The organism is Streptomyces racemochromogenes (genome assembly GCF_044129415.1).
In the GTDB taxonomy this organism is placed as follows: domain Bacteria; phylum Actinomycetota; class Actinomycetes; order Streptomycetales; family Streptomycetaceae; genus Streptomyces; species Streptomyces racemochromogenes_A.
In genome coordinates this window covers 1-13,987 of sequence record NZ_JBBDHD010000153.1, presented here as the reverse complement: position 1 = coordinate 13,987, position 13,987 = coordinate 1, and the positions used below count along the sequence as shown (strand labels likewise).

General features: G+C 70.7%; 14 protein-coding genes. 13 read left to right on the top strand and 1 reads right to left on the bottom strand.

The features are described from left to right. Positions 1 to 69 precede the first annotated feature (69 nt). Positions 70 to 570, bottom strand: a complete 501-nt coding sequence (bldD, locus tag WDV06_RS32830; protein WP_007263032.1) for a transcriptional regulator BldD — start codon at positions 568 to 570, stop codon at positions 70 to 72. Positions 571 to 798: 228 nt separating this feature from the next. Between bldD and pyrR the strand changes: the two genes are divergently transcribed. From pyrR to WDV06_RS32765, 13 genes are all read left to right on the top strand, one after another. Next, entirely contained in the window at positions 799 to 1,386 is a 588-nt protein-coding gene (gene pyrR, locus WDV06_RS32825; protein WP_395513464.1) for a bifunctional pyr operon transcriptional regulator/uracil phosphoribosyltransferase PyrR, read from the top strand. Between the two features lie 105 nt (positions 1,387 to 1,491). Next, a complete protein-coding gene (locus WDV06_RS32820; protein ID WP_395513463.1) occupies positions 1,492 to 2,472 on the top strand; it encodes an aspartate carbamoyltransferase catalytic subunit in 981 nt (326 codons plus the stop codon). A 2-nt stretch (positions 2,473 to 2,474) separates the two neighbouring features. Further along, the gene (locus tag WDV06_RS32815) at positions 2,475 to 3,767 is read left to right on the top strand and encodes a dihydroorotase (protein ID WP_395513462.1); all 1,293 of its coding nucleotides are present in this window, start codon (positions 2,475 to 2,477) and stop codon (positions 3,765 to 3,767) included. Beyond that, complete coding sequence (locus WDV06_RS32810) at positions 3,764 to 4,345, top strand: PH-like domain-containing protein (protein WP_395513461.1); 582 nt, start codon at positions 3,764 to 3,766, stop codon at positions 4,343 to 4,345. The genes WDV06_RS32815 and WDV06_RS32810 overlap by 4 nt, the downstream gene beginning before the upstream one ends. Continuing rightward, the gene (gene carA / locus WDV06_RS32805) at positions 4,342 to 5,493 is read left to right on the top strand and encodes a glutamine-hydrolyzing carbamoyl-phosphate synthase small subunit (RefSeq protein WP_395513460.1); all 1,152 of its coding nucleotides are present in this window, start codon (positions 4,342 to 4,344) and stop codon (positions 5,491 to 5,493) included. Before WDV06_RS32810 ends, carA begins: the two co-directional genes overlap by 4 nt. Next, positions 5,486 to 8,794, top strand: a complete 3,309-nt coding sequence (gene carB / locus WDV06_RS32800; protein WP_395513459.1) for a carbamoyl-phosphate synthase large subunit — start codon at positions 5,486 to 5,488, stop codon at positions 8,792 to 8,794. The genes carA and carB overlap by 8 nt, the downstream gene beginning before the upstream one ends. Before the next feature lie 87 nt (positions 8,795 to 8,881). Beyond that, a complete protein-coding gene (locus WDV06_RS32795) occupies positions 8,882 to 9,991 on the top strand; it encodes a quinone-dependent dihydroorotate dehydrogenase (protein ID WP_395513458.1) in 1,110 nt (369 codons plus the stop codon). Then, entirely contained in the window at positions 9,988 to 10,839 is an 852-nt protein-coding gene (gene pyrF, locus WDV06_RS32790) for an orotidine-5'-phosphate decarboxylase (RefSeq protein WP_395513457.1), read from the top strand. Before WDV06_RS32795 ends, pyrF begins: the two co-directional genes overlap by 4 nt. Positions 10,840 to 11,133: 294 nt before the next feature. Next, positions 11,134 to 11,457 (top strand): integration host factor, encoded by a 324-nt coding sequence (locus tag WDV06_RS32785; protein ID WP_030234009.1) that lies wholly within the window; start codon positions 11,134 to 11,136, stop codon positions 11,455 to 11,457. A gap of 61 nt (positions 11,458 to 11,518) precedes the next feature. Beyond that, a complete protein-coding gene (gene gmk, locus WDV06_RS32780; RefSeq protein ID WP_079425007.1) occupies positions 11,519 to 12,082 on the top strand; it encodes a guanylate kinase in 564 nt (187 codons plus the stop codon). A gap of 28 nt (positions 12,083 to 12,110) precedes the next feature. Further along, positions 12,111 to 12,383 (top strand): DNA-directed RNA polymerase subunit omega, encoded by a 273-nt coding sequence (rpoZ, locus tag WDV06_RS32775; RefSeq protein ID WP_004948662.1) that lies wholly within the window; start codon positions 12,111 to 12,113, stop codon positions 12,381 to 12,383. Between the two features lie 90 nt (positions 12,384 to 12,473). Next, positions 12,474 to 13,715 carry a bifunctional phosphopantothenoylcysteine decarboxylase/phosphopantothenate--cysteine ligase CoaBC gene (gene coaBC / locus WDV06_RS32770; protein WP_395513456.1) on the top strand — a complete coding sequence of 414 codons (1,242 nt, stop codon included), beginning with the start codon at positions 12,474 to 12,476 and terminating at the stop codon, positions 13,713 to 13,715. Between the two features lie 194 nt (positions 13,716 to 13,909). Continuing rightward, positions 13,910 to 13,987: S-adenosylmethionine synthetase N-terminal domain-containing protein (locus WDV06_RS32765; protein WP_225845865.1), on the top strand; the 78-nt coding region annotated here is incomplete at its 3' end.

Sequence of the window (13,987 nt, the reverse complement as noted above, 5' to 3'; positions counted from 1 at the left end):
GACCCCTGGGGGTCCCGGCACCCGCCGGTACGTTTCTGCTGGTGGCCGGCCCCGGCCCGGGGGACGGGACTAGATGTCCTCGTGGGCCACGGCGCGGCGCGCGTCGGCGTCCAGGACGCCCCAGCTGATCAGCTGCTCGGTCAGGACCGAGGGGGACTGGTCGTAGATGACGGCCAGGGTGCGCAGGTCGTCCTGGCGGATCGACAGCACCTTGCCGTTGTAGTCGCCGCGCTGGCTCTGGATGGTGGCCGCGTAGCGCTGGAGCGGGCCGGCCTTCTCGGCGGGGACGCCCGCCAGGCGCTCCAGGTCGAGGCGCAGCTTCGGCGGCGGCTCGGCGGCACCGCCGGGGGTCGTGCCCGGCAGCAGTTCCTGGACCGGAACCCCGTAGAAGTCCGCCAGCTCGGCGAGGCGCTGGACCGTCACGGCGCGGTCCCCGCGCTCGTACGAACCGACCACCACGGCCTTCCAACGGCCCTGGGACTTCTCCTCGACACCGTGGAGGGAGAGGCCCTGCTGGGTGCGGATGGCGCGGAGCTTGGCCCCGAGCTGTTTGGCGTATTCGCTGGACATAACGCTCCCGGACGCTGTGACGTGCGGCTCCGCCGCGCGGCTGGTAACTCACTGTGAGGTTACGCAGCGTTACGTGGATGCGTCAAGCCGAATGGTCACCGGCGCCCTCTGCGAGGGGGAGCGCGCGGGCCCGGTGCGCGGGCGGCCGCACGGCCCTGGTACGGTGGTCGGCGTACAGCAGACGTCCTTTAAGGTCCGTCCCGTGAGGCGGAGAAGGAGGTCCTCTTCATGGACAGCCAGGTTTCCCAGGTAGCTCCCGATGAAGCGATGCGCCCCGTACTGGAGGCGCAGGACATCGTCCGGGTCCTGACCCGTATCGCCCACGAGATCGTCGAACGCGCCAAGGGCGCCGACGACGTGGTGCTCCTCGGCATTCCCACCCGCGGTGTCCACCTCGCCCGCCGGCTGGCCGCCAAGCTGGAGGAGATCACCGGGACGAAGATCCCGGTCGGATCCCTCGACATCACCATGTACCGCGACGACCTGCGGATGAAGCCCGCCCGGGCCATCGGCCGCACCGAGATCCCCGGCGACGACATCGACGGCCGTCTCGTGGTCCTCGTCGACGACGTGCTCTTCTCCGGCCGCACCATCCGTGCAGCCCTCGACGCCCTCGGCGACCTCGGCCGTCCCCGCGCCGTCCAGCTCGCGGTCCTCGTCGACCGCGGCCACCGTGAACTTCCGATCCGCGCCGACTACGTGGGCAAGAACCTGCCCACCTCGCTGCGGGAGACCGTCAAGGTCCAGCTCCAGGAGGAGGACGGCCGCGACGCCGTACTGCTCGGCCAGCGGACCGTCCAGGCAGCAGCGCAGTAGCCCACCCGGATACGGGCCCCCGCGACGGGGTCCGTGCCGCGGCCTGCCCTGCCCGCACCACCGTCAGCACCGCCTGCCTGCCCTCCCGACTTACGGAGCACCCAGATGAAGCGCCACCTCATCTCGGCCGCCGACCTCACGCGCGACGACGCCGTCCTCATCCTCGACACCGCCGAGGAGATGGCCCGCGTCGCCGACCGGCCGATAAAGAAGCTGCCCACCCTGCGCGGCCGAACGATCTGCAACCTGTTCTTCGAGGACTCGACCCGTACCCGGATCTCCTTCGAAGCCGCCGAGAAGCGCCTCTCCGCCGACGTCATCAACTTCGCCGCCAAGGGCTCCAGCGTCTCCAAGGGCGAGTCCCTCAAGGACACCGCCCAGACCCTGGAGGCCATGGGCGTCGACGCGGTCGTCATCCGCCACCACGCCTCCGGCGCCCCCTACCGGCTGGCCAACTCCGGCTGGATCGACGCCCCGGTGATCAACGCAGGCGACGGCACCCACCAGCACCCCACCCAGGCCCTGCTCGACGCCTTCACCATGCGCCGCCGCCTGGTCGGCCGGGACGCCGGCATCGGCAAGGGCCTCGACGGCCGCCGGATCACCATCGTCGGCGACGTCCTGCACAGCCGCGTGGCCCGTTCCAACGTCGACCTGCTGCACACCCTCGGCGCCGAGGTCACCCTCGTCGCCCCGCCCACCCTGGTGCCGGTCGGCGTCGAGAACTGGCCCTGCGAGGTCTCGTACAGCCTGGACGACGTGCTGCCGAAGTCCGACGCGGTCATGATGCTGCGCGTCCAGCGCGAGCGGATGAACGCCGCGTTCTTCCCGACCGAGCGCGAGTACTCCCGCCGCTACGGCCTCGACGCCGGCCGCATGGCCCGGATGCCCGAGCACGCCATCGTGATGCACCCCGGCCCCATGGTCCGCGGCATGGAGATCACCGCCGAGGTCGCCGACTCCGACCGCTGCACGGTCGTCGAGCAGGTCGCCAACGGCGTCTCGATCCGCATGGCCGTCCTGTACCTGCTGCTCGGAGGCTCCGAGCCCGCCGTCACCACCGCCCGCACCGAGGAGAACAAGTAACCATGAGCAAGACCCTTATCCGCGGTGCGCAGATCCTCGGCGGCGCGCCGCAGGACGTCCTGATCGACGGCGAGACCATCGCGCAGGTCGGCACCGGCCTGTCCGCCGAGGGCGTCGACACCGTCATCGAGGCCGAGGGCCGGATCCTCCTCCCGGGCCTCGTCGACCTGCACACCCACCTGCGCGAGCCCGGCCGCGAGGACTCCGAGACCGTCCTCACCGGCACCCGCGCCGCCGCCTCGGGCGGCTACACCGCCGTCTTCGCCATGGCCAACACCTTCCCGGTCGCCGACACCGCCGGCGTCGTCGAGCAGGTCTGGCGCCTGGGCAAGGAGTCCGGCTACTGCGACGTGCAGCCCATCGGCGCCGTCACCGTCGGCCTGGAGGGCAAGAAGCTCTCCGAGCTGGGCGCCATGCACGAGTCCGCCGCCCGCGTCACCGTCTTCTCCGACGACGGCAAGTGCGTGGACGACGCCGTGATCATGCGCCGTGCCCTGGAGTACGTGAAGGCCTTCGGCGGCGTCGTCGCCCAGCACGCCCAGGAGCCCCGCCTGACCGAGGGCGCCCAGATGAACGAGGGCACCGTCTCCGCGGAGCTGGGCCTGGGCGGCTGGCCCGCCGTCGCCGAGGAGTCGATCATCGCCCGCGACGTCCTCCTCGCCGAGCACGTCGGTTCCCGCGTGCACATCTGCCACCTCTCCACCGCCGGCTCCGTCGAGATCGTCCGCTGGGCCAAGTCCCGCGGCATCGACGTCACCGCCGAGGTCACCCCGCACCACCTGCTCCTCACCGACGAGCTGGTGCGCTCGTACAACCCGGTCTACAAGGTCAACCCGCCGCTGCGCACCGAGCGCGACGTGATGGCCCTGCGCGAGGCGCTCGCCGACGGCACGATCGACATCGTCGCCACCGACCACGCCCCGCACCCGCACGAGGACAAGGACTGCGAGTGGGCCGCCGCCGCCATGGGCATGGTGGGCCTGGAGACCGCGCTCTCTGTCGTCCAGCAGACCATGGTGGAGACCGGCATGCTGGACTGGGCCGGCGTCGCCGAGCGCATGTCCTTCGCCCCCGCCCGCATCGGCGGCCTGTCCCACCAGCACGGCCGGCCCGTCTCGGCAGGTGAACCCGCGAACCTGACCTTGGTCGATACCTCGTACCGTGGTGTCGTGGACCCCGCACACTTCGCCTCCCGCAGCCGCAACACGCCCTACGAGGGCCGCGAGCTGCCGGGGCGCGTCACTCACACCTTCCTGCGGGGCCGGGCAACGGTCGTGGACGGGAAACTCGCGTGACACCTGCAGTGATCCAACTGGCCGCCGAGGCCGCCGAACGACAGTCGGCGGAGGTGACGGACTGGGGCGCCCGCATCGCGTGGGTGATCGGTCTGCTCGTCTTCATCGCGTTCGTCTACTGGCTGATGCGGCAGGGCTGGAAATGGCGCGGCACCCTGCAGAGCGATCTGCCGGAGCTGCCCGCCGCCCCCGGCGGTCTTCCCGAGCACCGGCTGGCCCTGACCGGCCGGTACCACGGGTCCACCACCGCCGGGCAGTGGCTCGACCGGATCGTCGCCCACGGTCTGGGGGTGCGCAGCCGCGTGGAGCTCACCCTCACCGACGCGGGCCTCGACGTGGTCCGTCCGGGTGCCACCGACTTCTTCGTACCGGCCCCGCAGCTGCGCGGCGCCCGCCTCGACAAGGGAATCGCGGGCAAGGTACTCACCGAAGGCGGTCTGCTCGTCGTCACCTGGGCGCACGGCGACAAGCTGATCGACTCCGGATTCCGCTCCGACCGGGCCGCCGAACACGCGGCCTGGGTCGAGGCCATCAACTCCATGAACCAATCCATCACGACGGAAGGCGCCGAACGATGACGACCTCCACCAGGGGAGCAGCCAAAGCTCCCGCCGTACTCGTCCTGGAGGACGGCCGGATCTTCCGCGGCCGCGCCTACGGCGCAGTGGGGGAGACCTTCGGCGAGGCCGTGTTCTCCACCGGCATGACCGGCTACCAGGAGACCCTCACCGACCCGTCGTACCACCGGCAGGTCGTCGTGATGACCGCCCCCCACGTGGGCAACACCGGCGTCAACGACGAGGACCCCGAGTCCTCCCGCATCTGGGTCTCCGGCTACGTCGTGCGCGACCCCGCGCGCGTCCCGTCCAACTGGCGCTCGCAGCGCTCGCTGGACGAGGAGCTGGTCAAGCAGGGCGTCGTCGGCATCAGCGGCGTCGACACCCGCGCCCTGACCCGCCACCTCCGCGAGCGCGGCGCCATGCGCGTCGGCATCTTCTCCGGCGAGGAGCTCGTCAACAGCGCGACCGACGCGGCCCTGCTCGCGAAGGTGCAGGCGCAGCCGCAGATGAAGGGCGCGAACCTCTCCGCCGAGGTCGCCACCAAGGAGGCGTACGTCGTCCCCGCGATCGGCGAGAAGCGCTTCACCGTCGCCGCCGTCGACCTCGGCATCAAGGGCATGACCCCGCACCGGATGGCCGAGCGCGGCATCGAGGTGCACGTGCTGCCCGCCACCGCCACCGTCGAGGACGTCTACGCGGTGAACCCGGACGGCGTCTTCTTCTCCAACGGCCCGGGTGACCCGGCCACCGCCGACGGCCCCGTGGCCGTCATGCGGGGCGTCCTGGAGCGCAAGACCCCGCTCTTCGGCATCTGCTTCGGCAACCAGATCCTGGGCCGCGCGCTCGGCTTCGGCACCTACAAGCTGAAGTACGGCCACCGCGGCATCAACCAGCCGGTCCAGGACCGCACCACCGGCAAGGTCGAGGTCACCGCGCACAACCACGGCTTCGCCGTCGACGCGCCCCTCGACAAGGTCTCCGAGACCCCCTTCGGCCGCGCCGAGGTCTCCCACGTCTGCCTGAACGACAACGTCGTCGAAGGCCTCCAGCTGCTCGACCAGCCGGCCTTCAGCGTCCAGTACCACCCCGAAGCGGCCGCCGGCCCGCACGATGCCGCCTACCTCTTCGACCGCTTCGTCAGCCTTATGGAGGCCGAGCGTGCCTAAGCGCACCGATATCCAGTCCGTCCTGGTCATCGGCTCCGGCCCGATCGTCATCGGCCAGGCCGCCGAGTTCGACTACTCCGGCACCCAGGCCTGCCGCATCCTCAAGGCCGAGGGCCTGCGGGTCATCCTGGTGAACTCCAACCCCGCGACGATCATGACCGACCCGGAGATCGCCGACGCCACGTACGTCGAGCCGATCACCCCCGAGTTCGTCGAGAAGATCATCGCCAAGGAGCGCCCCGACGCGCTCCTGCCCACCCTCGGCGGCCAGACGGCCCTCAACACGGCCATCTCCATGCACGAGCAGGGTGTGCTGGAGAAGTACGGCGTCGAGCTCATCGGCGCCAACGTCGAGGCCATCAACAAGGGCGAGGACCGCGACCTCTTCAAGGGCGTCGTCGAGGCCGTCAAGGCCAAGATCGGCCACGGCGAGTCCGCCCGCTCGGTCATCTGCCACTCGATGGACGACGTCCTCAAGGGCGTCGAGACCCTCGGCGGCTACCCCGTCGTCGTCCGCCCGTCCTTCACCATGGGCGGCGCCGGCTCCGGCTTCGCCCACGACGAGGAAGAACTGCGCCGCATCGCCGGCCAGGGCCTCACGCTCTCCCCGACCACCGAGGTGCTCCTGGAGGAGTCCATCCTCGGCTGGAAGGAGTACGAGCTGGAGCTGATGCGCGACACCAAGGACAACGTGGTCGTCGTCTGCTCCATCGAGAACTTCGACCCGATGGGCGTCCACACCGGCGACTCCATCACCGTCGCCCCGGCGATGACCCTCACCGACCGCGAGTACCAGCGGCTGCGCGACATCGGCATCGCGATCATCCGCGAGGTCGGCGTCGACACCGGCGGCTGCAACATCCAGTTCGCGATCAACCCGGACGACGGCCGCGTCATCGTCATCGAGATGAACCCGCGCGTGTCCCGTTCGTCGGCGCTCGCGTCGAAGGCCACCGGCTTCCCGATCGCCAAGATCGCCGCCAAGCTGGCCATCGGCTACACGCTGGACGAGGTCCCCAACGACATCACCGAGAAGACGCCGGCCTCCTTCGAGCCGACCCTCGACTACGTCGTCGTCAAGGCCCCGCGCTTCGCCTTCGAGAAGTTCCCGGCCGCCGACGCCACCCTCACCACCACCATGAAGTCGGTGGGCGAGGCCATGGCCATCGGGCGCAACTTCACCGAGGCCCTCCAGAAGGCCCTGCGCTCCCTGGAGAAGAAGGGCTCGCAGTTCACCTTCGTCGGCGAGCCCGGCGACAAGGAGGAGCTGCTGCGGGTCGCGGTCCGCCCGACCGACGGCCGCATCAACACCGTCATGCAGGCCATCCGCGCCGGCGCCACCCAGGAGGAGGTGTTCGAGGCCACGAAGATCGACCCGTGGTTCGTCGACCAGCTCTTCCTGATCAAGGAGATCGCCGACGAGCTGGCCTCCGTCGAGAAGCTGGAGCCCGAGCTCCTCGCCGAGGCCAAGCGCCACGGCTTCTCCGACGCCCAGATCGCCGAGATCCGCGGTCTGCGCGAGGACGTCGTCCGCGAGGTGCGCCACGCCCTCGGTGTCCGCCCGGTCTACAAGACCGTCGACACCTGCGCCGCCGAGTTCGCCGCGAAGACCCCGTACTTCTACTCGTCCTACGACGAGGAGTCCGAGGTCGCCCCGCGCACCAAGCCCGCGGTGATCATCCTGGGCTCCGGCCCGAACCGCATCGGCCAGGGCATCGAGTTCGACTACTCCTGCGTCCACGCCTCCTTCGCGCTCAGCGAGGCCGGCTACGAGACCGTGATGGTCAACTGCAACCCCGAGACCGTCTCGACGGACTACGACACCTCCGACCGCCTGTACTTCGAGCCGCTGACGCTCGAAGACGTGCTGGAGATCGTCCACGCCGAGTCGCTGGCCGGCCCCATCGCCGGCGTCGTCGTCCAGCTCGGCGGCCAGACCCCCCTCGGTCTCGCCCAGGCCCTCAAGGACAACGGCGTCCCGGTCGTCGGCACCTCGCCCGAGGCCATCCACGCCGCCGAGGACCGCGGCGCCTTCGGCCGCGTCCTCGCCGAGGCCGGCCTGCCCGCCCCCAAGCACGGCACCGCCACCACCTTCGCCGGCGCGAAGGCGATCGCCGACGAGATCGGCTACCCGGTCCTCGTCCGCCCGTCCTACGTGCTCGGCGGCCGCGGCATGGAGATCGTCTACGACGAGACCCGCCTGGAGTCGTACATCGCGGAGTCGACCGAGATCTCCCCGACCCGCCCCGTGCTGGTCGACCGGTTCCTCGACGACGCCATCGAGATCGACGTGGACGCCCTCTACGACGGCGAGGAGCTCTACCTCGGCGGCGTGATGGAGCACATCGAGGAAGCCGGCATCCACTCCGGCGACTCGGCCTGCGCCCTGCCCCCGATCACCCTCGGCGGCTACGACATCAAGCGCCTGCGCGCCTCCACCGAGGCCATCGCCAAGGGCGTCGGCGTCCGCGGCCTGATCAACATCCAGTTCGCGATGGCCGGCGACATCCTCTACGTCCTGGAGGCCAACCCGCGCGCCTCCCGGACCGTGCCCTTCACCTCGAAGGCCACCGCCGTCCCGCTCGCGAAGGCGGCCGCGCGCATCGGTCTCGGCGCCACCATCGCCGAGCTGCGCGCCGAGGGCATGCTGCCCAAGGAGGGCGACGGCGGCACCCTGCCGCTGGACGCGCCGATCTCCGTCAAGGAGGCCGTCATGCCGTGGTCGCGCTTCCGCGACATCCAGGGCCGCGGCGTCGACACCGTCCTCGGCCCGGAGATGCGCTCCACCGGCGAGGTCATGGGCATCGACTCGGTCTTCGGCACGGCGTACGCCAAGTCGCAGGCCGGCGCCTACGGCCCGCTGCCGACCAAGGGCCGCGCCTTCATCTCGGTCGCCAACCGCGACAAGCGCTCGATGGTCTTCCCGGCCCGCGAGCTCGTCGCCCACGGCTTCGAGCTGCTGGCCACCTCCGGCACCGCCGAGGTCCTCAAGCGCAACGGCATCAACGCCACCGTCGTGCGCAAGCTCAGCGAGGGCGAGGGCCCGAACGGCGAGAAGACCGTCGTCCAGCTGATCCACGACGGCCAGGTCGACCTCATCGTCAACACCCCGTACGGCACCGGGGGCCGCCTCGACGGCTACGAGATCCGCACGGCGGCCGTGGCGCGCGGCGTCCCGTGCCTGACGACGGTCCAGGCGCTCGCCGCCGCCGTCCAGGGCATCGACGCGCTGGGCCGCGGCGAGGTCGGCGTGCGCTCCCTCCAGGAGCACGCGGAGCACCTGAACGCCTCCCGCGACTAGCAGCCCGTAGGGGAGAGGGGGACACCGGACGCGCGATCCGCGCCGGGTGTCCCCCTCTTCGTGAGCGCAGAAGGGACTTTTCAGACGATGTACAAACTGTTCTTCAACCTGGTCTTCAAGCGGATGGACCCCGAGAAGGCCCACTACACGGCCTTCCGCTGGATCCGCCTCGCCGCCCGCACCCCCGTGCTGCGCACCTTCGTCGCCGCGGCCCTGGCCCCCCGCTACGAGGGCCTGCGCACCGAGGCCCTGGGCCTGCGCATGCACGGGCCGTTCGGGCTCGCGGCCGGGTTCGACAAGAACGCCGTCGCCATCGACGGCATGGCGATGCTCGGCTTCGACCACGTCGAGATCGGCACCGTCACCGGCCAGGCCCAGCCCGGCAACCCCAAGAAGCGGCTCTTCCGCCTGGTCCCCGACCGGGCGCTGATCAACCGCATGGGCTTCAACAACGAGGGCTCCGAGGCCGTCGCGGCCCGCCTGGCGGCCCGCAACCCGGTCTTCAAGACGGTGGTCGGCGTCAACATCGGCAAGACCAAGGTCGTGCCGGAGGCCGAGGCCGCCGCCGACTACGTCCTCTCCACCGAGCGCCTCGCCCGCCACGCCGACTACCTGGTCGTCAACGTCTCCTCGCCCAACACTCCGGGCCTGCGCAACCTCCAGGCCACGGAGTCCCTGCGCCCGCTGCTCACGGCCGTGCGCGAGGCCGCCGACCGCTCGGTCACCGGCCGCCGCGTCCCGCTGCTGGTCAAGATCGCCCCGGACCTGGCCGACGAGGACGTGGACGCGGTCGCCGACCTGGCCCTGGAGCTCGGCCTGGACGGCATCATCGCCACCAACACCACCATCGCCCGCGACGGCCTGGGCCTGAACTCCGACCCGGCCCTGGTCAAGGAGACCGGCGGGCTCTCCGGCGCCCCGGTCAAGGAGCGCTCCCTGGAGGTCCTGCGCCGCCTGTACGCGCGCGTGGGCGACCGGATCACCCTGGTCGGCGTCGGGGGCATCGAGAACGCCGAGGACGCCTGGCAGCGCATCCTGGCGGGCGCCACCCTGATCCAGGGCTACAGCGCCTTCATCTACGAGGGCCCGTTCTACGCCCGTGCCATCCACAAGGGCCTTGCCGCACGCCTGGCCGCCAGCCCGTACGCGACCCTGGCCGAGGCCGTGGGCGCCGAGACCCGAAAGGCCGCCCAGTGACCTCCCAGACCCCCGTGACCCCCTTCGGAGCCCGTCTGCGCGCCGCGATGGACGCGCGCGGCCCCCTGTGCGTCGGCATCGACCCGCACGCGGCCCTGCTGGACTCCTGGGGCCTGACGGACGACATCGCGGGCCTGGAGCGGTTCTCCCGCACCGTCGTGGAGGCGCTCGCGGACTCGGTGGCGGTCTTCAAGCCGCAGGCCGCCTTCTTCGAGCGGTTCGGCTCGCGCGGCGTCGCGGTGCTGGAGCGCACCGTGGCCGACGCCCGGGCGGCCGGGACCCTGGTGGTCATGGACGCCAAGCGCGGCGACATCGGCTCCACGATGGCCGCGTACGCCTCCGCCTTCCTGGACCCCTCCTCCCCGCTGTTCTCGGACGCGCTGACGGTCTCCCCGTACCTGGGCTACGGCTCGCTGAAGCCGGCCGTGGACCTGGCGCGCGAGTCCGGCGCGGGCCTGTTCGTGCTGGCGCTGACCTCCAACCCGGAGGGCGCGGAGGTCCAGCGGGCGGTGCGCGAGGACGGCCGTTCGATCGGGGCCACCATGCTGGCGCACCTGGCGGCGGAGAACGCCGGAGCGGATCCGATGGGCTCCTTCGGCGCGGTGGTCGGCGCGACCCTCGGCGACCTGTCCTCCTTCGACCTGGACATCAACGGTCCGCTGCTGGCCCCCGGTATCGGTGCCCAGGGCGCGACCGCGGCCGACCTCCCGTCGGTCTTCGGCGCGGCCGTGGGCAACGTGGTCCCGAACGTGTCCCGGGGGGTCCTCGGGCACGGACCGGACGCCGCCGCCCTGCGGGCCTCCGCGAAGCGGTTCGCGGACGAGATCCGGGAGGCCGTCGCGGCCTGACCGGAGGGGGTGGCGGACCGGCGCTGAGCACGGGCTGGGCACGGACTGACGAGAATCGAACGTCTTTCCTCGGACAAAACCGGGGTACTTTGTCCGTGATGTACGGTTCAGTGGAGGCTGACCAGGACTTTTCGTCCGTTCTCGCTGACTGGAGCGGCCTTGGCCGCTAGTCTCCGACCAGAGTGAACGTGCAGCGAACGAGTTCCATCGCTGTTCGGGAGCTCGCCCGGCGTGGTGCCCGAGGGCTCCTCGCCGGTCCGTATCCGACAGTTCGACATCCGAGGTGACGTAGGCGTGGCTCTTCCGCCCCTTACCCCTGAACAGCGCGCAGCAGCGCTCGAAAAGGCCGCCGCGGCTCGCCGGGAGCGGGCCGAGGTGAAGAATCGACTCAAGCACTCCGGCGCCTCGCTCCACGACGTCATCAAGACGGGCCAGGAGAACGACGTCATCGGCAAGATGAAGGTCTCCGCCCTTCTTGAGTCGCTGCCCGGCGTCGGCAAGGTCCGCGCCAAGCAGATCATGGAGCGCCTCGGCATCTCCGAGTCCCGGCGTGTCCGAGGTCTCGGCTCCAACCAGATCGCCTCTCTGGAGCGCGAGTTCGGCGGTAGCGGCGCCTGAGGCGTCGCCCGAAGTTCTCCCGGCGTTCTCAGGCAGTCCCGAGAACCTGGATAATCGCTCTATGGCAGCAGAGGTTCGTCCGCGGCTGACCGTGCTCTCCGGCCCCTCGGGGGTCGGCAAGAGCACGGTCGTCGCGCATATGCGCAAGGTCCACCCCGAGGTCTGGCTCTCGGTGTCGGCCACCACCCGCAAGCCGCGGCCCGGTGAGCGACACGGAGTCCAGTACTTCTTCGTCAACGACGACGAGTTCGACAAGCTGATCGCCAACGGCGAGCTGCTGGAGTGGGCCGAGTTCGCGGGCAACCGCTACGGCACACCACGCGGCGCGGTACTGGAGCGCCTCGACAACGGCGAGCCGGTACTCCTGGAGATCGACCTCCAGGGCGCGCGGCTCGTCCGCGAGTCGATGCCGGAGGCCCAGCTGGTCTTCCTGGCCCCGCCGAGCTGGGACGAACTGGTCCGCCGGCTCACCGGCCGCGGCACCGAGACCGCCGAGGTCATCGAGCGCCGGCTCGACACCGCCAAGGTCGAACTCGCTGCCGAGTCCGAGTTCGACACCACCCTGGTCAACACCTCCGTCGAGGACGTAGCCCGTGAGCTGCTAGCCTTGATGGAAGTTGTCTGATCTTTTATCCATCTTCGGAAGGTAGAGCGTGTCCTCTTCCATCACCGCGCCCGAGGGCATCATCAACCCGCCGATCGACGAGCTGCTTGAGGCCACTGACTCGAAGTACAGCCTCGTGATCTACGCGGCCAAGCGTGCGCGTCAGATCAACGCGTACTACTCGCAGCTCGGTGAGGGCCTGCTGGAGTACGTCGGCCCGCTGGTGGACACCCACGTCCACGAGAAGCCGCTCTCGATCGCCCTGCGCGAGATCAACGCCGGTCTTCTGACCTCCGAGGCCATCGAGGCCCCGGCCCAGTAAGGCACGACATCGCACACCACAGGCCCGGCAGCACGGCTGCCGGGCCTGTGGTGTGTCATAGGTAGGACGCAACCGATCACGGGAGAAGCAGTGGACAAGCCGAAGGTCGTGCTGGGGGTCAGCGGCGGGATCGCCGCCTACAAGGCGTGCGAGCTGCTGCGCCGGCTGACCGAGTCCGGGCACGAGGTGCGGGTGGTGCCGACGGCGGCGTCCCTGAACTTCGTCGGCGAGGCCACCTGGGCCGCGCTCTCCGGGAACCCGGCCTCCACGGAGGTGTGGGAGAGCGTCGACGAGGTGCCGCACGTGCGCATCGGCCAGAGCGCCGACCTCGTCGTCGTCGCCCCGGCCACCGCCGACATGCTGGCCAAGGCCGCCCACGGCCTGGCGGACGACCTCCTCACGAACACCCTGCTCACCGCCCGCTGCCCGGTCGTCTTCGCCCCCGCGATGCACACCGAGATGTGGGAGCACCCCGCCACCCAGGAGAACGTCGCCACGCTGCGCCGGCGCGGCGCCGTGGTCATCGAGCCCGCCGTCGGGCGGCTGACCGGCAAGGACACCGGCAAGGGCCGGCTGCCCGACCCGGAGGAGATCTTCGAGGTCTGCCGCGGCGTCCTGCGCCGGAGCGGTCCCGGCCGCGCCGCGGCCGCCCCCGACCTGGCCGGACGGCACGTGGTCATCAGCGCCGGCGGCACCCGCGAGCCCCTGGACCCGGTCCGCTTCCTCGGCAACCGCTCCTCCGGCAAGCAGGGCTACGCGCTGGCCCGTACCGCTGTGGCCCGCGGGGCCCGGGTCACCCTGATCGCCGCCAACACCGCGCTGGCCGACCCGGCGGGGGCGGACGTCGTCCGCGTGGGCACGGCCCTCCAGCTGCGCGAGGCGGTGCTCAAGGCGGCCGCCGACGCCGACGCCGTGGTGATGGCCGCAGCCGTCGCCGATTTCCGGCCCGCCGCGTACGCCGACGGCAAGATCAAGAAGCAGGACGGGCGTGACCCCGATCCGGTGACGCTCGTGCGCAACCCCGACGTCCTCGCCGAGATCTCCGCCGAGCGCGCCCGGGAGGGCCAGGTCGTCGTCGGATTCGCCGCCGAGACGGACGACGTGCTCGACAACGGCCGGGCCAAGCTCCGCCGCAAGGGGTGCGACCTCCTCGTCGTCAACGAGGTCGGCGTCGGCAAGACCTTCGGATCCGAGGAGAACGAGGCTGTGATCCTGGCGTCCGATGGCAGTGAGGTGCAGGTTCCCCATGGCCCGAAGGAGGTGCTGGCGGACGTCATCTGGGACCAGGTCGCGCCGCGTCTCACGCACCCCGGCGGGCTCCGACGCGCCTGAGCGTCGCTCTTCTCGCCGGGAAAGCGGTACGCCAGAATGGAGTGCCGCAGGTCACACGGCTCCCATAAGGCGAGACGGGTGGTCCGGCGTACGGTGGCGACCGATAAACTGCATCTGGAACGTGATCGGGCGCAGCCCCCGGTATCGTTCCGCCAAATGATCAGCCAGCAGCCGCTGCAACCCCAGGGAGCATTGTGTCCCGTCGTCTGTTCACCTCGGAGTCCGTGACCGAGGGTCACCCCGACAAGATCGCTGACCAGATCAGCGACACG

What these genes read in the sequence shown, in the direction of transcription:
- bldD (WP_007263032.1), bottom strand. Translation starts at nt 570, where the DNA reads ATGTCCAGCGAATACGCCAAACAGCTCGGGGCCAAGCTCCGCGCCATC.
- pyrR (WP_395513464.1), top strand. Translation starts at nt 799, where the DNA reads ATGGACAGCCAGGTTTCCCAGGTAGCTCCCGATGAAGCGATGCGCCCC.
- WDV06_RS32820 (WP_395513463.1), top strand. Translation starts at nt 1,492, where the DNA reads ATGAAGCGCCACCTCATCTCGGCCGCCGACCTCACGCGCGACGACGCC.
- WDV06_RS32815 (WP_395513462.1), top strand. Translation starts at nt 2,475, where the DNA reads ATGAGCAAGACCCTTATCCGCGGTGCGCAGATCCTCGGCGGCGCGCCG.
- carA (WP_395513460.1), top strand. Translation starts at nt 4,342, where the DNA reads ATGACGACCTCCACCAGGGGAGCAGCCAAAGCTCCCGCCGTACTCGTC.
- WDV06_RS32795 (WP_395513458.1), top strand. Translation starts at nt 8,882, where the DNA reads ATGTACAAACTGTTCTTCAACCTGGTCTTCAAGCGGATGGACCCCGAG.
- gmk (WP_079425007.1), top strand. Translation starts at nt 11,519, where the DNA reads ATGGCAGCAGAGGTTCGTCCGCGGCTGACCGTGCTCTCCGGCCCCTCG.